This is a genomic window from Sphingomonas sp. BLCC-B65, from assembly GCF_028550675.1.
GTDB lineage: Bacteria > Actinomycetota > Actinomycetes > Actinomycetales > Microbacteriaceae > Microbacterium.
The window spans coordinates 2,409,994-2,427,153 of record NZ_JAQQGL010000001.1; the positions used below are offsets into that span (position 1 = coordinate 2,409,994).

General features: G+C 69.4%; 16 protein-coding genes and 1 tRNA gene. 12 read left to right on the forward strand and 5 right to left on the reverse strand.

Annotation, left to right across the window (positions count from 1 at the left end; all coding sequences use genetic code 11):
- The first annotated feature begins 111 nt into the window (after window positions 1–111).
- The 3 genes from PP359_RS11375 (at window position 112) to PP359_RS11385 (ending at window position 5,098) form a co-directional block, all read left to right on the forward strand.
- A complete protein-coding gene (locus PP359_RS11375) occupies window positions 112–3,198 on the forward strand; it encodes a family 43 glycosylhydrolase (RefSeq protein WP_499250630.1) in 3,087 nt (1,028 codons plus the stop codon).
- A gap of 72 nt (window positions 3,199–3,270) precedes the next feature.
- Window positions 3,271–4,101: a sulfurtransferase gene (locus tag PP359_RS11380; protein WP_499250631.1), complete on the forward strand. Its 831-nt coding sequence runs from the start codon at window positions 3,271–3,273 to the stop codon at window positions 4,099–4,101.
- A 16-nt stretch (window positions 4,102–4,117) separates the two neighbouring features.
- The gene (locus PP359_RS11385) at window positions 4,118–5,098 is read left to right on the forward strand and encodes an aldose 1-epimerase family protein (RefSeq protein WP_005049686.1); all 981 of its coding nucleotides are present in this window, start codon (window positions 4,118–4,120) and stop codon (window positions 5,096–5,098) included.
- 74 nt (window positions 5,099–5,172) lie between these two features.
- On the opposite strand, the gene PP359_RS11390 is transcribed toward PP359_RS11385, so the two are convergent.
- A complete protein-coding gene (locus PP359_RS11390) occupies window positions 5,173–5,373 on the reverse strand; it encodes a hypothetical protein (RefSeq protein WP_005049688.1) in 201 nt (66 codons plus the stop codon).
- Between the two features lie 156 nt (window positions 5,374–5,529).
- Between PP359_RS11390 and PP359_RS11395 the strand changes: the two genes are divergently transcribed.
- From PP359_RS11395 to PP359_RS11410, 4 genes are all read left to right on the forward strand, one after another.
- Window positions 5,530–5,910, forward strand: coding sequence for a DUF5684 domain-containing protein (locus PP359_RS11395; protein WP_036316238.1), 381 nt, complete (start codon window positions 5,530–5,532; stop codon window positions 5,908–5,910).
- A 61-nt stretch (window positions 5,911–5,971) separates the two neighbouring features.
- Complete coding sequence (locus PP359_RS11400) at window positions 5,972–6,574, forward strand: hypothetical protein (RefSeq protein WP_005049690.1); 603 nt, start codon at window positions 5,972–5,974, stop codon at window positions 6,572–6,574.
- Between the two features lie 40 nt (window positions 6,575–6,614).
- Window positions 6,615–6,687: transfer RNA gene (locus PP359_RS11405), tRNA-Arg, on the forward strand.
- A gap of 142 nt (window positions 6,688–6,829) precedes the next feature.
- The gene (locus PP359_RS11410; protein ID WP_036316236.1) at window positions 6,830–7,354 is read left to right on the forward strand and encodes a DUF4395 domain-containing protein; all 525 of its coding nucleotides are present in this window, start codon (window positions 6,830–6,832) and stop codon (window positions 7,352–7,354) included.
- Between the two features lie 16 nt (window positions 7,355–7,370).
- Here PP359_RS11410 and PP359_RS11415 read toward each other — a convergent pair whose 3' ends face one another.
- Window positions 7,371–9,260 (reverse strand): amylosucrase, encoded by a 1,890-nt coding sequence (locus PP359_RS11415; RefSeq protein WP_499250632.1) that lies wholly within the window; start codon window positions 9,258–9,260, stop codon window positions 7,371–7,373.
- A 66-nt stretch (window positions 9,261–9,326) separates the two neighbouring features.
- Here PP359_RS11415 and PP359_RS11420 point away from each other — a divergent pair, with 66 nt between their 5' ends.
- The 4 genes from PP359_RS11420 (at window position 9,327) to PP359_RS11435 (ending at window position 12,887) form a co-directional block, all read left to right on the forward strand.
- A complete protein-coding gene (locus tag PP359_RS11420; RefSeq protein ID WP_499250633.1) occupies window positions 9,327–10,817 on the forward strand; it encodes an L-serine ammonia-lyase, iron-sulfur-dependent, subunit alpha in 1,491 nt (496 codons plus the stop codon).
- A 139-nt stretch (window positions 10,818–10,956) separates the two neighbouring features.
- The gene (locus PP359_RS11425; protein WP_016464249.1) at window positions 10,957–11,412 is read left to right on the forward strand and encodes an Hsp20/alpha crystallin family protein; all 456 of its coding nucleotides are present in this window, start codon (window positions 10,957–10,959) and stop codon (window positions 11,410–11,412) included.
- Window positions 11,413–11,529: 117 nt separating this feature from the next.
- On the forward strand, window positions 11,530–12,561 hold the full coding sequence (locus PP359_RS11430) for a DUF2804 domain-containing protein (RefSeq protein ID WP_294947136.1): 1,032 nt from the start codon (window positions 11,530–11,532) through the stop codon (window positions 12,559–12,561).
- 29 nt (window positions 12,562–12,590) lie between these two features.
- Window positions 12,591–12,887, forward strand: a complete 297-nt coding sequence (locus tag PP359_RS11435; RefSeq protein WP_294947133.1) for a DUF4287 domain-containing protein — start codon at window positions 12,591–12,593, stop codon at window positions 12,885–12,887.
- A gap of 4 nt (window positions 12,888–12,891) precedes the next feature.
- Here PP359_RS11435 and PP359_RS11440 read toward each other — a convergent pair whose 3' ends face one another.
- Window positions 12,892–13,320, reverse strand: a complete 429-nt coding sequence (locus PP359_RS11440; RefSeq protein WP_036316225.1) for a MarR family winged helix-turn-helix transcriptional regulator — start codon at window positions 13,318–13,320, stop codon at window positions 12,892–12,894.
- A 49-nt stretch (window positions 13,321–13,369) separates the two neighbouring features.
- Here PP359_RS11440 and PP359_RS11445 point away from each other — a divergent pair, with 49 nt between their 5' ends.
- Window positions 13,370–15,190 (forward strand): DUF2207 domain-containing protein, encoded by a 1,821-nt coding sequence (locus tag PP359_RS11445; RefSeq protein ID WP_294947129.1) that lies wholly within the window; start codon window positions 13,370–13,372, stop codon window positions 15,188–15,190.
- 27 nt (window positions 15,191–15,217) lie between these two features.
- Here PP359_RS11445 and PP359_RS11450 read toward each other — a convergent pair whose 3' ends face one another.
- Together PP359_RS11450 and PP359_RS11455 are read right to left on the reverse strand one after the other, a co-directional pair.
- Window positions 15,218–15,535 (reverse strand): hypothetical protein, encoded by a 318-nt coding sequence (locus tag PP359_RS11450; RefSeq protein ID WP_295819398.1) that lies wholly within the window; start codon window positions 15,533–15,535, stop codon window positions 15,218–15,220.
- Window positions 15,536–15,609: 74 nt separating this feature from the next.
- Window positions 15,610–16,929, reverse strand: a complete 1,320-nt coding sequence (locus PP359_RS11455) for an HNH endonuclease signature motif containing protein (protein WP_499250634.1) — start codon at window positions 16,927–16,929, stop codon at window positions 15,610–15,612.
- Window positions 16,930–17,160 lie beyond the last annotated feature (231 nt).

The window sequence follows — 17,160 nt, forward strand, 5'->3', positions numbered from 1 at the left end:
CGCCTCGGTCTGGAACGGCGAAAGTGTACACCCCGCGAGGCGTGCTCACACTGAACGTCGAGGCTCCTGCCGATGGGCGCACCGAGGTACCCAATCAAAGGAGTCATCGACGTGAGTCATCACACAAAACCACCCACACCCTCTCCGCGGCCGGCGCTGCGCCGTGTCGGCGCACTCGCCGGCGTCGGCGCGCTGGTCCTGTCGGCGCTCGCGACCTCGCCGGCGACGGCGGCGACGACCGAGCTGTTGAGCAACGGCACGTTCGAAGGCGGCATCGCCGGCTGGAGCGCACCGTTCGGCGGCACGCTTGCGGCCAGCAGCGATGCCCGCACGGGCACCGGGGCCATCCAGATCTCCGGCCGGACGGGGTTCCAGTCCGGGCCGGCCGCGACCGTGACCGGGCAGCTGAAGACCGATCGCTCCTACGATCTGTCGCTGTCGATCAAATACACCGGCACGCCGGCGACGCATAACGTCAACGTGACCCTTTGCACGGCCTCGCGCAGCGCGTGCGCGCCGGTGGTCGGTGGCACGGCGACGTCGGGTGAATGGCTCACGCTCACGAAGACCTTCACCCCGGCCGTCGACACGTACGACTACCTCTTCGTCGAGACGCCGTGGGACACGACCGTCGCCTCCTTCGTCGTCGACGATGCATCACTGACGGTTCAGAGCACGACGCCGACGACCCCCACGGTGCCGGAAGTGCCGGTCGTCCCCGGCAACCTGCTGCCCGACGGTCGCTTCGTCGACGGCTTCACCGGGTGGCAGGCTCCGCGCGGCGGCACGCTGGCGCTGACGACGGATGCCGCGAGCGGCCTGAACGCGCTGAAGGTCACAGGCCGCACGAACACGCAATCCGGTCCGTTCGCCAGTGTCACCGGCAAGCTCGAGGCCGGGGCGGGCTACCGTCTGAGCGCGAAACTCAAGTACACCGAGGGTCCCGACACCCAGCAGTTCAACTTCACCTTCTGCCCGGCCAACTTCAACGGCTGCGACGATCGTGGTCAGAGCTTCACCAAGGGCGAGTGGGGATCGTTCTCGAAGGACTTCGTCGCCGACCAGCGCCACCCCGGCATGGACTGGCTGTTCGTCGAGACCCCGTGGAACTCCAACGCGCTCCAGGACTTCCAGGTCGACGAGATCTCGCTCGTCAAGATCTCGGACGCTCCGGCCGGCCCCGGCTTCACCTCGCTGGAGAAGGTGCAGACCAAGCCGATCGGTGACCACAACCCGCTGGTGGGCCACAAGTTCGGCGCCGACCCGCACCACCTCATCTACAACGGTCGCCTCTACATCTACTCGACCAACGACACGCAGCAGTACGAGGCCAACTCGAAGGACGCCAATGGGCTTCCGACGGCGTCGAACGGGTACGGGGCGATCACGACGCTGAACGTCATGTCGACGACCGACATGGTCAACTGGGTCGATCACGGCTCCGTGCCGATCGCTCGCGAGGGCGGCGCGGCTCCGTGGGCGCGCAACTCGTGGGCGCCCGCGGCGATCGAGAAGGACGGCAAGGTCTACCTGTACTTCTGCGACAGCGGCACCGGCACCGCCGTGGTCGTGGGCGGTTCGCCGCTCGGACCGTGGACCGATCCGCTCGGCAAGAAGATCATCCCCGACACCGTCTCGCGCGACTACGTCAACAACGGGGGCTTCCCCGCCGGCATGTGGCTGTTCGACCCCGAGGTGTTCATCGACGACGACGGTCAGGCGTACCTGTACTTCGGCGGCAACTCGCAGATCGGCTCGGGCGCCAACGTCCAGGGACCGCAGAACCCGAAGTCGACGCGCGTCGTGAAGCTGAAGGACGACATGGTCACCCTCGACGGTGACCCCGTCGAGATCGACGGCCCCGGCATGTTCGAGGCGTCGTCCATCTTCAAGCGGGACGGCAAGTACTACTACTCGTACTCGTCGAACTTCCAGGTGAACGAGGTCCCGGGGCAGTATCCGTCGCGCGGCGGTATCGCCTACATGATGACCGATGACCCGATGAAGCTGCCGGCATCGACGTACGCCGGTGTGGCCTTCCAGAACCCGAGCACGTTCTTCGGACCGGGCAACGGCGGCAACAACCACTCCGACATGTTCACCTACAAGGGCGAGACCTACTTCACCTACCACGCGCAGACGCGCGGGGCCGCGTGGGCGCAGGCCCTCGGCACGGCGGGACAGACGCAGGGGTACCGCTCGGTGCACATCGACAAGCTCGAGTTCAATGCGGACGGCACGATCAAGCCCATCGTCGGCACGCGCGCCGGCGTTGCGCAGGTCGAAGACTTCGACCCGTACCGTACGTTCGAGGCCGAGACACTGGCCTGGCAGCTCGGCGTGAAGACGACGGCGACGACCCAGCCCTCGGTCGAGTTCCCGGAGCACAACGGCAACGGCAACATGGCGCTGTCCGGCATCGACGACGGTGACTTCGCCGCGCTGTCGCAGGTCGCGTTCGGCGAGGGTGCGGCGACGGTGTCGGCGCGCGTGAAGCCGCTGGTTGAAGGTGCCTCGGTGCAGGTCCGCCTGGACAACGTCGACGGCCCGGTCGTCGCGACGCTCCCGGTGGAGGGCACGGCCGGCGAGTGGACCACGGTCACCGCCGATGTCACCGGCGCGACGGGCACGCACGACGTGTTCTTCGTGTTCGCCCAGCCCGAGTCCGCGGCGGTCGAGGCCACGGGGCCGCTGTTCGAGGTCGACAACTGGACGTTCACGGCCGCGCAGGCGCCCGTCGAGAACGACCCGTCGATCGCCCTGAGCGCGACCGAGGTTCGTGCCGGCGGCGCGCTCACCGTGACGGGCAGCGACTTCACCGTGCCGCGCGTCGAGGTCGGTGTGGCCAGCACCTACCGGGCGCTCGCGGAGGCGGATGTCGTCGATGGCGCGTTCTCCGCGCCGGTCGTCATCCCGTCCGACCTCGAACCGGGCAGCCACACCATCCAGGTGCGGGTCGATGGTGAGGTCGTCGCGTCCGCGGCGATCACCGTGCTCGCCGACGGCGACGCGGGCGGCGATCCGGGCACGGGTACAGGTACGTCGACGCCGGCACCCGCGGCGGGCGGCTCGAACCTCGCCGCGACCGGCGGTCAGTCCGACGGCCTGGTTGCAGGTGCGTTCGCCGGGGTGCTGCTCCTGTTGGCGGGTGGGGCCGTGATCTGGCGCCGCCGCCACCTGAGCCGCGTCTCGGACTGATCCCCTGAGCGTGCGGGCGGATGCCGAGAAGTCGGCGTCCGCCCGCACGCGCTCGCGCGTAACCTCTCTCCCATGAGCATGTCTCCCCTCATCACCCCCTCCGAGCTGAAGGCCCAGCTGGGCTCTCTCGCGCCGCCGGTCGTCCTCGATGTGCGTTACCGCCTCGACGCCCCCGACGGCGCGGAGGCGTACCGCGACGGCCACGTGCCCGGTGCCGTGTACGTCCGCATGGACGGCGAGCTCGCCGTGCACGGGGCTGCGAGCGAGGGGCGTCATCCCCTTCCGTCTCCGGCTGACTTCGAGCGTTCCGTGCGCAGCTGGGGGATCGATGACGGCGACACCGTCGTCGTCTACGACGATTGGAACTCGTTCGCCGCGGCCCGCGCCTGGTGGATGCTCACGGACGCCGGCGTTCCCGCCCGGGTGCTCGACGGCGGGCTGCGCGCGTGGCGCGCCGCCGGAGGGGCCCTCGAGACCGGCGACGTGATCCCCACGCCGGGCGCCGTGACGCTGCATGCGGGACAGCGCCGCAGGCTCGACATCGACGCCGCGGCATCCCTTGCATACAGCGGCGTGCTCCTGGACGCCCGCGCACCGGAGCGCTACCGCGGCGACGTCGAACCGCTCGACCCCGCCGCCGGACACATCCCGGGCGCCCGCAACGCGCCGACCACCGAGAACCTGGATGCCGAGGGCCGGCTCCTCGCCCCCGACGTGCTGCGTTCCCGCTACGCCGATCTGGAGGGACAGTCCGTCGGTGTCTACTGCGGCTCGGGCATCACCGCTGCCCACGCCGTTCTGGCGCTCGCGGTCGCGGGCCACGACGCGGCTCTGTACCCGGGCTCCTGGAGCCAGTGGTCGAATACTCCCGACCGGCCGGTCGCCACCGGCGACCGCCCCTGACACTACGATGTTGACGATGCCACAGACACCTGCCCCGACCACCGCGTCCGTTCCCGCCTCGGGGACCGACGTGACCCTCCGTCACGGAGCCTACGAAGCGCACATCGCCAGCGTCGGCGCGTCGCTGCGTGCGCTCACGTTCGACGGGCGCGACCTCGTCGTCCCCTTCGCTGCCGACGAGGTGCGCCCCGCCTTCCGCGGTGCCACTCTCGCCCCCTGGCCGAATCGCGTCGTCGACGGCGCGTATTCCTTCGGCGGGCACAGCTACGAACTCGCGCTCAGTGACATCGGCCGCCCGAATGCGCTGCACGGCCTCGCCGTCTGGCTCGACTTCGCCGTCGTCGATCACACCGCCGACGCGGTCACGCTGGCGGCGGTGATCGTGCCGCAGTCCGGCTACCCGTGGCGCGTGCGTGTGGAGACGACCTACCGGTTGGGTGCCGACGGTCTCACCCAGACCGTGGCGGCGACGAATGAGAGCGCGGATGCTGCGCCGTTCGGCACCGGTCCGCATCCGTATCTGGTGGCCGGTTCTGCGCCGCTGGACGGGTGGACGTTGACGCTGCCCGCCGACCGGGTGCTCGAGGTCACCGACCACCAGCTCGCTCCCATCGCGCTCGCCGAGGTCGCCGGCTCGGATCGTTTCGACTGGCGCGCGCCGCGGGTGCTCGGCGATGTGGAGATCGACCACGCGTTCACCGGGCTGTCCCGCGCGGACGGTGTGGCGACCGTGCGGTTGGTCGACCCGTCCGGTACCGGCGTGGAGATGGTCTGGGATCAGGCGTGCCCCTGGGTGCAGATCCACACGGCCGACCGCCCGCCGCTGGCCGACGGCAGCCCCGATCCCGGTCACCGCGCCGGCCTCGCCGTCGAGCCGATGACCTGCGCTCCGGACGCCTTCAACGCCGATCGCTACGACTACGACGCGGGCCTGATCGTCATCCCGGCCGGCGGATCGGTCTCGGCATCCTGGCGCATCGCCGCCGTCGGTATCTGACTGCGGCAGTCCCCCTCTCACGCGAAAGGGCCCCGACACGGACGTGTCGGGGCCCTTCGGCGTGAGGAGACGACTCAGTGGTCGCCGCGGATCTCTTCCTTGATCTCGTTGCGCTTGTGGACGGAGTCGCGCTCGGCTTCGGCCTTCTTGACCTCGGCGTCGGCCTTCGCCTCGTCGATCTTGTCGGAGACACGGTCGACCGTGTCCTCGAAGCCTTCCTTGATCTTCCGGCCGGCCGTCTCGGCCGCGTCCTTCGCGTCGTCGATGAATCCCATGGCGACTCCTTTCATCAGGTCGGACCTCCACGGTACGAACCGTCTGCGCCACATGAAAGGGCTTGTCGCCGGTGCCGTGCCCGTGCTAACCGCAGCCCGTGCGGTCGCCGCAGCCCGCGCTGGTGGGCGGGCGCGCACGACCCCTAGGATGGCGCCGTGAACAACACCGGCACTCTGGACCAGTGGCAGGCGGCTTTCGGCGGCGGCACCGGTCTCGTCCTGTTCGTCGTCTATTACGTGCTGCTCGCCGTGGCGATGTGGAAGGTGTTCAGCAAGGCCGGATACCCCGGCATCCTCGCCCTCATCCCCATCGTGAACTGGTTCATCCAGGTGAAGATCGCAGGATTCTCGGCGTGGTGGGGGTTGTTGGCGATCGTTCCGATCGTCAACGTCATCTTCTTCATCATCGTGGCGATCCGCATCGGCCGCGGGTTCGGGCACGGCGCCTTCTTCTCGATCGTGCTGCTGCTGCTGTTCGCCCCCATCGGGTTCTTCATTATCGGCTTCAGCTCCGATCGGTACACGTCGCCGGCCTGAGCGCCCGTCGCGCATTCCGTCCCGGCGTCGGTCTTCCCTAGGATCGAGGGGAGGGGATGCCGTGGTCAACGAGAAGCGCGTACGCACCCGTGACGTGGTCGCGGAGGGGCTGTACATCGCGTCCGCGGCGACGCGGCTGAGCCTGAAGAACACGATCCTCGTCCACATCCTCGCCGAGGGAGAGGACTTCGACCTCGATCGGTATCTCCCCGAGGCCAAGGAAGCCCTGGAGACCCTCGCCGCGGAAGCGGAGGACGATGCGGCGCGCACCGAACGGCAGCGTCGCGCTGCCCGCGGCCGCCACACCGACTCGGACGGCACGCACGACTATCGCAGTCGCGATGTGCGCAACCTGCGCCGCCGCCAGAAGCAGTCGCTGCACGTCGCCCATGAGCTGCGGCGTCGCGCCGACGACACCGAAGAGCTGCGCAAGCTCGTCCTGGACGCGCGGGATGCCGCGTGGGCAGAGGTGGCCGGCAACATCGATCGAACGCTGCGGATCGAGGCCGCGCGCCCGGATCTCGACCCGGACTACGAGCGAATGCGCACGGCGCGGATGCAGGCACTGCGGCTCGTGGACCTTCCGAAACTTCGCGCCCATCGGCGCAGTGTCGCGGCTCAGCAGAAGCAGCAGGACCCCGATTCGTCACATCCCGGCGCGTAGGCTAAGCTGGTCCTCGGCCCTCCAAGAGGTGCCGGAAACTGCGCCCGTAGCTCAATGGATAGAGCATCTGACTACGGATCAGAAGGTTAGGGGTTCGAGTCCCTTCGGGCGCACACTGTGTTGAGACAGTAACGAGAAAGGCCCGCGGCATGCCGCGGGCCTTTCTCGTTCTCCGGCGGCATCGGCGATCGCGCGTGCGTGAAGAAGTGTGACGATCCCGGCCCCGACGCCTGTGCGGCGACCTAACGTATCTGCGTGGCCACTTCCGCTCCCGCCTCCGTCCGCCCCGCCGGCATCGACCCCCGGGGTCCGCGCTTCGCGGCATCCATCACCGCCGTGCTCCTGCTGGCCGGCACGTTCCTCGCCCTGCTGGGAACGTCTGTGCGCGAGGCCGCGACTTTCGCCGAGAGGCTCGCCGATCCGGCGTTCCTCCTGCTGCTCGTCGTCGACCTCCTCTTCGTGTGGGGTTTCGCCGCTCCGCGGACCGCGCCGTGGGGTGCGCTGTACCGCGTCGCCATCCGTCCGCGCCTGCAGCCGCCGGCCGACCTCGAAGACCCGCGTCCCCCGCGCTTCGCGCAGGTCATCGGATTCGTCGTCGTGACGGTCGGCCTCGTGCTGCACGTCGCGGGCGTCGCGTGGGCCCTGCCGATCGCCGCGGCCCTCGCATTCATCGCCGCGTTCCTCAACGCCGCCTTCGGCGTGTGCCTCGGCTGCCTGCTCTACCTCGCGCTCGCCCGTGCCGGCGTGTTCCGCCCGCGGGGCGGCCTGCTGGGCGCCTGAGGGACGAGCGCGCCCGTCAGACGGGCGTGACGCGCAGCCACACGAACCCGTGCGGGCGCAGTGCAAGACCCTCGTCGAGGTCGACGCTCGCGTCGTGTACGGGGTCGAAGGCGGTGCGCTCGAAGCCCGACAGCGTGAGCGGATCGATCGTGACCTCGGCGTCGCCGACGTTCGCCAGCACCAGCAGCGTGCTGGTCTCACCGGGGCGCTGGTAGCCGACGACGGCGGGGTGCGGGGTATGGAAGGGGATGAGCGCGTTGCCCGCGAGCTCCGGAGACTGCTGGCGCACCGAGATCAGCTTGGTGAGCCGGCGGAACACCCGCCCGGCCGGCGTGGTGTCGTCGTCGCGCTGCGCGTAGGCATCGCGCGGACGATGGCCGCGGTGCACCCAGCGGGTGTCGCCACGGCGAACCGGATCGTCGGCGTAGGAGTAGTCGTTGAGCTGTGCGACCTCGTCCCCGAGGTACAGCAGGGGGATGCCGCCGGTCGACAGTGCCAGGGCGTGCGCGAGGATCACGCGATCCTCCCCGCCGGGATCTCCCGCTTCGATACCGGCCAGGGACGCCGTCGTCCCGGTGACGCGGGCATCGCCGGTGACGGGGTTCTCCTGGAAGGCGACGCCGCGCGCGAACGTTCCCTCGTGGCGGCCCGTGTAGAAGCGGTTGAGGAACTGTCGGTGGGTGTAGCCGTCGATGCCGAGCTCGGCCGCGTCCTCGTCGGCGAACGTCCACCCGATGTCGTCGTGGCTGCGGACGTAGTTCACCCATGCCGTGCCGGCCGGCAGCGCGTGGCGTCGATCCAGCGCCTGCTGCAGGAGCCGGCCGTCGCGCGTGGCGAGCGCCTCCCACGTCAGCGCCATCTGCAGCGGGTTGTACGACAGCTCGCACTCGTCGGGTGAGATGTAGCTGACGACCTCGTCGGGGTGGACGATCGCCTCGGACTTGAAGATCATGCCGGGCGCGGCCATCGCGAGCACCGCGTTGAACGCCTGCAGCAGCAGGTGGGCTTCGGGCAGCGACTCGCAGGACGTTCCCAGACGCTTCCAGATGAAGGCCACGGCATCCATCCGGAGCACCTCGACGCCCTGGTTCGCCAGGAACAGCATCTCGCCCGCCATCGCCCGGAAGACGGCGGGGTTCGCGTAGTTGAGGTCCCACTGGTAGTGGTAGAAGGTCGACCAGATCCAGCGGCCGTCCTCGAGCTGCACGAACGATCCACGGTGGTCGTCGGGAAAGATCTCCCGGGTCGTGCGCTCGTAGGCGTCGGGCATCTGTCGGTCGGGGAAGATCAGATAGAAGTCGGCGTAGTCGGGGTCGCCCGCCACGGCCTTCTGAGCCCACTCGTGCTCGTTGCTGGTGTGGTTGAAGATGAAGTCGAGTACGAGCGAGATGCCCGCCAGCCGCAGCTCTGCCGCCAGCTCGGCCAGTTGCGCCATCGTGCCCAGGCTCGGGTTGACGCGCCGGTAGCTCGAGACGGCATAGCCGCCGTCGTTGTCGCCGGCGGGGGCGTCGAACAGCGGCATGAGGTGCAGGTAGGTCAGCCCGAGTTCGCGGAACGAGGGGATCAGCTCGCGCACGCCGGCGAGGTTGCCGGCGAAGCGGTCGACGTAGCAGACGCCGCCCAGCATGCGCTCGGACTGGAACCACTCGGGGTCGGCGGCGCGTTGCGCGTCGTGCACCTTCAGGTCGAGAGGGCGCGCATTCCACGAGGCGGATGCCGTCGCCACCGTGGCCGCCAGCTGCTCGCGGCCGTCGGTGCGCTCGCCGTAGAGGCGGGTGAAGAGGCCGTGCAACCGCGGGAACTGCTCATCGAACCGGGTGAGGAACGCGTCGTCGAGGCGCCCTGCCGCCTCGCAGGCCTCGAGCGCCGCGACGCGATCGGCGTCGGACGTGGTCAGTGCGGTCATGGTTCCCCCTCCGGTCTCAGCGTATCGGGCAGGGCCCGGCGCGGCGGGCGGCGTAGGCTCACACACGTGAGTGCGTACGTCTCGGCGTTCGACCTGTTCTCCATCGGGGTAGGACCATCGAGCTCCCATACGGTGGGCCCGCTGCGCGCGGCCCGAGATTTCGCGCGCCGCGTCGGGGATCTGCCGGGGCTCTTCCGGGTGGAGTGCGTCCTTTACGGTTCGCTCGGCGCCACCGGCATCGGACACGGCACGCCCGACGCGGTCGTCGCGGGCCTGCAGGGGTTCGCGGCCGAGACCGTCGATCCGGCGCGCGTGCGGGGTGCCTGGACCGATTGGGTCGACGGGGCGCACCTCCTCCTGGACGGTCGCATCCCGATCCCTTTCTCACGCTCAGACATCTCGCTCGCACCGCGGACGCGTCTTCCCGGACATCCGAACGCGATGACCCTCGTCGCCCGCGATGCCGCCGGTGCGGTGCTGCGCGAGGACACGTACTACTCGATCGGCGGCGGCTTCATCCGCCGCGAAGGGGAGGGCGCGGCGGTGGCCGCGGCATCCTTCCCGCTGCCGTACGCCACGGCGGCGCAGCTGCTGGACGTCTGCGATACCTACGGGCTCACGATCGCGGAGGTCGCCCGGCGCAACGAGGAGGCGCTGCGACCGGAAGCAGACGTCGCGGCCGGCCTCGACGCGATCTGGGACGCCATGGCGGCGTGCGTCGATGCGGGCCTGCACGCCGACGGGGTGCTGCCGGGAATGCTGAAGGTGAAGCGGCGTGCGGGCGCGATCCGCGCGCAGCTGGAGAGCGTCGAGGCGACGGGGCGCGAGCTTCCCGGTGAGTGGCTCGGCGCGTTCGCGCTGGCTGTCAACGAGGAGAACGCCGCCGGTGGTCGGGTCGTGACGGCGCCGACGAACGGTGCTGCCGGCATCCTGCCCGCCGTCGCGATGTACTGGTGGCGCTTCCTCGCGGATGCCGGGATCGGCGCCGAGAATGCGGTGACGCCCTACGGCGAACTCGTCGGCTCGGCGCTTCTCGGGCTGCACGGCGGGCAGGGTGGTCCGCAGGGGCCGGAGGAGGTCGTCGCCACCGCGCAGGAGCTCGCCGAGGCGAACCGTCGTCGCGGCATCCGTCGATTCCTCTTGACGGCCACGGCTCTCGGTTCGCTCTTCAAGGCCAACGCCTCGATCTCGGGAGCCGAGGGCGGGTGTCAAGCCGAGGTCGGCTCGGCGTGCGCGATGGCTGCCGGCGGCTTGACCGCGGTGATGGGCGGCACGAACCGCCAGATCGAGAACGCCGCCGAGATCGCGATGGAGCACCATCTGGGTCTGACGTGCGACCCTGTGGGCGGACTCGTGCAGATCCCCTGCATCGAGCGCAACGCGATCGCGGCATCCACGGCGGTCACCGCCGCGCGCCTCGCGCTGCGTGGCGACGGCACGCACTACGTACCGTTGGATGCCGTGGTCGAGACGATGCGTCAGACCGGCATCGACATGTCGACCAAGTACAAGGAGACCAGCGAGGGCGGACTCGCCGTCAACGTCGTGGAGTGCTGAACGGCGCCCGCAACCGCTCGTGTTCGCCATGCGTGAACCACTGGCACTCTCATGGGGCGAGTGCTAATCTGATGGCAGTTGAGTCAATGAGGCTCAACTTTGACAGACCATCACAGTGACACACGACAAGGAGAGAACAATGGCCACGTATGACCCGTTCCGTGACCTCGACCGCATCGCGTCGGGCCTCTTCGACACGCGCCGGGGACCCCGCCGGATGCCGATGGACCTTTACCGCGACGGCGACCACTACGTGCTCAGCGCCGACCTTCCGGGAATCGACCCGGGCTCGGTCGACATCGATGTGGACGGCCAGCTGCTGACCATTCGTGCCGAGCGCACCCTCAGCGAGGGCGACGGCGTGAAGTGGATCACGCGCGAGCGTGAGACCGCGAGCTTCCTCCGCCAGCTGAACCTCGGTCAGGGCATCGACACCGATGGCATCGCCGCCACCTACAGCAACGGCGTGCTGACGGTCACGATCCCCGTGAGCGAGAAGGCGAAGCCGCGCAAGGTCCAGGTCGTCGCCGATGGCGCGGCGCCGACGATCCAGGCGCACGAATCCGCGCAGGAGCCGCAGCCGGTCGAGCAGTAGTCCCGCACCGCGCGCAGCCGCCCCGTGTCCGCGAGGACCGGGGCGGTTCGCGTGCGCACGCTAGTGTCGAAGCACCCGCCGGAAGTACCAGCACTCGGAACGTCAGCAAGGATGCCGATGACCGCACCCCCCGTCGCGCGCGAGCGCGAGATCACCGAACCCGTCGCCCTCACCGGTCCCGATGGTCGACTCAACCCGGAGGCGATCGGCTTCGCCCGCGCGCCGCTCATCGACACCCGTGGCATCGGGCGCGGACGTTTCGTCCGCTCGTGGGGGCGCAACAAGCGCTGGGAGTACTGGAACGTCATGACTCCCACGCACATCGTCTCGCTCACGGTGTCGTCGCTGGACTATGCGGCCGTGCACGAAGTGTGGATCCACGATCGCGCCACGACCCGGTCGTGGGGTCGCAGTGTGACGGTGCTGCCGTCGCGCGAGGTATCCCTTCCCGCGTCGCTCGGCACGGGCATCGCCATCGCGCGACACGCGGATCTCGCCGCGACGATCACTCCCGCCGAGCGGGGAACGCTTTGGCGTCTGCACGCGGAGATCGCGGACGCGTCTTTCGACATCACGGTGCGCCGCCCGCCCGGACACGAGCTGCTGGCGGTCGTCGTGCCATGGTCGTCTCGGCGCTTCCAGTACACCGTGAAGGATGTCGCGCTCCCGGCATCCGGGGTGCTGACGCTCGACGGCATCGACTACGACGTCGGGCAGGGATCGTGGGCGGTGCTCGACCACGGGCGGGGGCGCTGGCCCTACGACGTGTCGTGGAACTGGGGTGCGGGATCAGGCACCCTCGCAGACGGGCGCAGCCTCGGCATCCAGGTCGGGGGACGGTGGACCGACGGGACGGGCTCGACGGAGAACGCCGTCGTGCTCGACGGTGTTCTGCACAAGATCTCTGCGTCGGTGGTCTGGGAGTACGAGCGCGCCGCGCCGTTGCGTCCGTGGCGGGTGCGCGGGGGAGGCCTGGATGCCGTGTTCACCCCGTTCTACGACAAGAAGTCGGCGACGAACCTCGGCGTGGTCTCCTCGCGAACGGATCAGTGCTTCGGCACCTGGTCGGGGACGTTCGCCGGGGACGGCGGCGTGATCGCGTTCGACGGCATCGAAGGTTTCGCGGAGGATGTCCGCAACCGGTGGTAGCCGGGGAGAGGTCAGAGGAAGGGGCAAGGATGTCGTTTCAGGCATATCTCGACAACATCGAGGACAAGACCGGGCGGACGCCACAGGAGCTCGTAGACGAAGCCAGCGCGAAGGGCTTCGGACCGGGGACGAAGGCGGGTGAGATCGTCGCATGGCTCGCCGAGGACTACGGGCTCGGGCGCGGGCACGCGATGGCGCTCGTGCACGTGATCACAAAGGGGCCCAAGATCGCGTCGACCCACGTGGGCAGCGGCACGTCGCACAGCGACGAGAGCGACACCCTATGGCTCAAGGGTAAGGCGACGAACCCGTCGCGCGGGTCCTGACGGCTCAGGCGCCCCGCAGCTTCGTCGTCAGTCGCTGCAACTGTGTCAGCTCGTCGTCGCTGAGCACCGACATCCGCTCGGCGATCGATCGACCGTGCACGGTCGCGAGGCGCCGGAACGCGGCCACCCCCCGTTCGGTCGCGCGGACGACCGCGCCGCGCCCGTCGAGCGGATCGACGCACTTGCTGATGAGGTCGCGGGCGACCATGCGGTCGACCAGTCGCGAGACGCTCGGCTGGCTGATGAGCATGTTGGCGGTCACGTCGCGCAGGCGCGCACTGTTGTCATCACCTCGGACGACGGTGAGCAGCACGTCGTATTCGGCCTGTGTCAGCTCGTCCTCGCCGAAGTCTTCGCTGATCTCGCGCAAAATCTCGTGCTGCGCGCGAAAGAGGCTCTCCCACGCGGAGATGGCGAGGCGGCGGTCGGTCATGGCGTCAACTGTAGTGCGCCACCCGGACGTCGCCCATAGGCTGAAGCCCATGGGGCGCGTACGTGCACGGATCGTCGGCGTCGCGCTCGCGATCGTCGGTATCGCGGTCGCGGTGGCGGCCGGAACGGCGAGTCCTGCGTGGGCCGGAGCGGCGACAGCGGTCGACGACTTCTCCTTCTCGTCGATGACGGCCGACTACACCCTGACGCGGGCCGCCGACGGCACCAGTCGGCTGCGCGTCGTCGAGACGCTCGTCGCACAGTTCCCTGACGCGGATCAGAACCACGGCATCCGCCGCCAGATCCCCGACTCCTACAACGGTCAGCCGCTGCGCCCCGAACTCGTCTCGGTGACGGACGGCGACGGATCACCACGACCGAGCGAGGTGGAAGATCAAGACGGCGTGTTCTCGGTCGTCTCGCGGTCGGACGAGTACCTGCGCGGTGCGCAGACCTTCGTCCTCACCTACACGCTCGAGAACGTGACGTGGGTCTTTGCCGACTCCGGCCTGGAGTTCTACTGGGATGTCAACGGCGTCGACTGGGGTCAGTCCTTCGGGCACGTCACGGCTCGGCTGCACCTGGACGCCCCACTCGCGGCATCCCTGACGGGGCGCATGTCCTGCTATCAGGGGGATCAGGGGGCGACGGCGTCCTGCGGGTCGATCTCGTCGGCGCCGGATGCCGCGGGCAGCGCCGGGGGTGTCGTCGTCACGGCCGTCGCTGACGATGTGCAGCCGCACCAGACGCTCACGATCGCCGTCGGGTTCGCGGAGGGGACTTTTGCGACCTTCGATTCCGGGTACCTGGCCTCCCCGATCGGCTGGGGACAGCTGGGCGCCGGTGCGCTCGCCGTCGGAGCGGGTGTTCTGGGTCTGCGTGCGCGGCGGCGCGAGCTGGCGGATGAGCCCGGTCGGCCCACGATCATCGCGGAGTACGATCCTCCGCAGATCGTGGATGCGCTCGAGAGTGCCGTGCTGCTCGGGCAAGCGGCGAAGGCGATCCCCGCAGAAGTGCTGGAGCAGGCGGTGCGCGGGTCGATCCGCATCCTGGAGTCCGACGGGCGTGGCTGGGGCAAGCCCAAGCTCATTGCGGAGCTGGTCGACCGCTCGAAAGCGGACGGCGACGGGATGATGCTGCTGGACGGGTTGTTCCCGGGCGGGATGCCGGGCGCGCAGTACCCGTTCGGAAAGCAGGACACGCGCTTCTCCAAGGTGGCGCAGAAGATCCTCGCGGCGGCGGAGACGGAGTTGGCCGTGCGCGGACTGCGCAGAGCGGTGCCGCTTCGTGCCCGCTGGTTGCCGATCCTGCTCGCCGTCGTCGGCGCAGGGCTGTCCCTGGGTCTGGGGTTCGTCGCGATCGGAGCGTACGTGCAGCCGGCCCTTCCCTGGACGGTGATCGGCATCAGCGTGGCGATCGCGGTCGTGGTGATCGGCATCTGCTCACGCAGGCCCCTCACAGCGCTCGGAGCCGAAACCCGCGATCACCTGCGGGGGCTGGAGGAGTTCATCCGGTGGGCCGAGGCCGACCGCATTCGGATGCTCCAATCGCCGGCGGGGGCGGAGCGGGTGGCGGTGGACGTGAACGACCCGCGCCAGAAGCTGGATCTGTACGAGAAGCTGCTGCCCTACGCGGTGGTGTTCGGCCAGGAGAAGCAGTGGTCGGCGCAGCTGGCGGTGCTGTACACGGCGGTCGGCGCGGCCGGTCCGTACTGGTACTACGGCACCGGAGTCTTCGATGCGTCGTCGTTCTCGGCGGGGATCGGTTCGCTGTCGAGCGCGGCGATGTCGTCGTCATCGACGTCGGGTGGATCGGGAGGGGGCGGTTCCGCCGGGGGCGGGGGCGGGGGTGGCGGAGGCGGCGGCGTCTGACCGGCTCGTCGACTGGTCGCGACGACGTCAGAGCGTGCCGCCGTCGCCCTCCAGGATGCTGCGGAGCGTCGCCCGGTCGATGTCGTCGCGCTCGCCGTCGAACTGAGCGTGCAGCGCGAACGGCAGGCCCAGTTCGTCGAGGTACGCGATGGTCTTCTCGAGGCGGGGGACGACATCGATGTGGTCGGGCCCGAAGAGCGCGGCGGTGAAGAGCGGCTCGTGACGCTGGATGCCGAGTCGCATCTCGACCGTGGATCGTCCGGTGAGGCGGTAGAGGGTCTGGAGTATCGCGCTCGGGAGGTCGGGTGTGCCGTCGAGGGTGAGCGAGATGACGTCGTCGGGCATGGTGACATTCCATCACGGGAGGGGGCATGCTCCGGTGTCGCGTCGGTCTCGCGATCGCGGTTGCCGCGTCGGTCTCAGAACGGCGCCGGGTCGAAGACGAGAGTGCGCGCGGGACGGTCGTCGTATCGCCGACCCATCGGGCTCGTCCATTCGAGAATGCCGTCCGCCCGTTGGCGGACGCGCCAGGCGGAATGGTGTTTGAGAGTGTGATGCCGTCGGCACAGATGCGCCAGGTTCGTGACCGACGTCGGCCCGTCGTGTTCGCGGGCGACGGTGTGGTCGACGTCGCAGCGTTGCATCGGTTGGCGGCATCCGGGAAAGCGGCAGTGCTCGTCGCGCGCGCGGAGCATGCGCAGTTGGTCACGAGACGGGCGGTAGCGGTCGATCGCGAGGACGGCCCCCGTCGTCGGGCTGGTGAACAGCCGATCCCACCCGGCGGCTCTGCCCGCGAGCTGTCGCGCGAGGTCGGGGCCGATCGGACCGTATCCGGTCAGGTCGGCCGCCTCGTCCGCGGCGCCGAGCAGGCTCATCGCGGGAACCGTGACCTGGATGCGGGCGCGGATCGCATCGGCCCCGGGGATGCTCTGGGCGCTCGCTTCGGCGGTCGCATGTCCGCAGAGCAGGAGGTCGAGTGCGACGTCGACGCGAACCTCATCCAGCCGTCGTGTGTCGGGAGCGGTCGCGGACGCGGCATCCACGGTCGCCGTGATCGTCTCATCGTCCGGGGCTGCGGGGCGGGGCGCGTCGAGGACGGCGCGTGCGAGCTGGGTCAGGCGGTCGTAGACGCCGTGCACGAGGTGGGCGGGGCCGGTGAGGCCGAGTTCCGCGATACCGTCCTCGCGATCGCAGACCCAGACGCGGCGCTGGCGGCGGGCGTCGCGGTGGCGGTCATCGATCGGCGTCGGATGAAGGGCGTCGGCGAGGCGGCGGGCGATGGGTCGCAGTCTGCCGACCGTCTCGCGTTCGGCCACCGGCAGGACCGCCGTCTCGTAGGCGGCGCGGGCGTCGTCGTCGGTGAGGCGTGCCCCGGCATCCGTGATCACCGCCGCGTGCGCGCGGCTGATCCGGCCGGTCGTCAGTGCATGGAGCGTCGCCGGAAAGCGTGTCACCAGCGTCGAAGCCTCGTCCATCCGTGACTGGATCGTGCGGTCGGACTGCTGTGTCGCCGCACCGATCTCGGCGGCGATCGACCGGATCGTGATGTCGTCCGGAGCATTCGGATCGGCGCAGGTGACGTCGCGTTGCGCGAGCGCCTGCTCCTGCGCCGCGTGCAGCAGCACGGCCTCTTCCGCCTGCAGCGATGCAATACGTCGGCGCCGGTCGACGAGCGCCTCGACGATCTCACCGACGAGCGCGCGCTCATCGCGCGTCGTGGGGGACTCGGTGGTGGCCATGACCTCATTCTGTCGCGGACCTCCGACACTGGAGCGGGATAAGTCCTGGTCAACGGCGCATTGTGGATAACCGTCGGATGGCCCCGTCTGGGGAGGAATCAACGCAAGAGTAAGGGCCGGTCGGAGAGGCTTCCGACCGGCCCTTGTCCCTTGCACCAAGAGTGTCCTGCAATCACATGCCGGTAGCTGCCACAGCAAAACAACTACCGTGCGAGCACTCTATAACGACCA

What these genes read in the sequence shown, in the direction of transcription:
- PP359_RS11380 (WP_499250631.1), top strand. Translation starts at nt 3,271, where the DNA reads ATGAGCATGTCTCCCCTCATCACCCCCTCCGAGCTGAAGGCCCAGCTG.
- PP359_RS11385 (WP_005049686.1), top strand. Translation starts at nt 4,118, where the DNA reads ATGCCACAGACACCTGCCCCGACCACCGCGTCCGTTCCCGCCTCGGGG.
- PP359_RS11390 (WP_005049688.1), bottom strand. Translation starts at nt 5,373, where the DNA reads ATGGGATTCATCGACGACGCGAAGGACGCGGCCGAGACGGCCGGCCGG.
- PP359_RS11415 (WP_499250632.1), bottom strand. Translation starts at nt 9,260, where the DNA reads ATGACCGCACTGACCACGTCCGACGCCGATCGCGTCGCGGCGCTCGAG.
- PP359_RS11425 (WP_016464249.1), top strand. Translation starts at nt 10,957, where the DNA reads ATGGCCACGTATGACCCGTTCCGTGACCTCGACCGCATCGCGTCGGGC.
- PP359_RS11430 (WP_294947136.1), top strand. Translation starts at nt 11,530, where the DNA reads ATGACCGCACCCCCCGTCGCGCGCGAGCGCGAGATCACCGAACCCGTC.
- PP359_RS11435 (WP_294947133.1), top strand. Translation starts at nt 12,591, where the DNA reads ATGTCGTTTCAGGCATATCTCGACAACATCGAGGACAAGACCGGGCGG.
- PP359_RS11440 (WP_036316225.1), bottom strand. Translation starts at nt 13,320, where the DNA reads ATGACCGACCGCCGCCTCGCCATCTCCGCGTGGGAGAGCCTCTTTCGC.
- PP359_RS11445 (WP_294947129.1), top strand. Translation starts at nt 13,370, where the DNA reads ATGGGGCGCGTACGTGCACGGATCGTCGGCGTCGCGCTCGCGATCGTC.
- PP359_RS11450 (WP_295819398.1), bottom strand. Translation starts at nt 15,535, where the DNA reads ATGCCCGACGACGTCATCTCGCTCACCCTCGACGGCACACCCGACCTC.
- PP359_RS11455 (WP_499250634.1), bottom strand. Translation starts at nt 16,929, where the DNA reads ATGGCCACCACCGAGTCCCCCACGACGCGCGATGAGCGCGCGCTCGTC.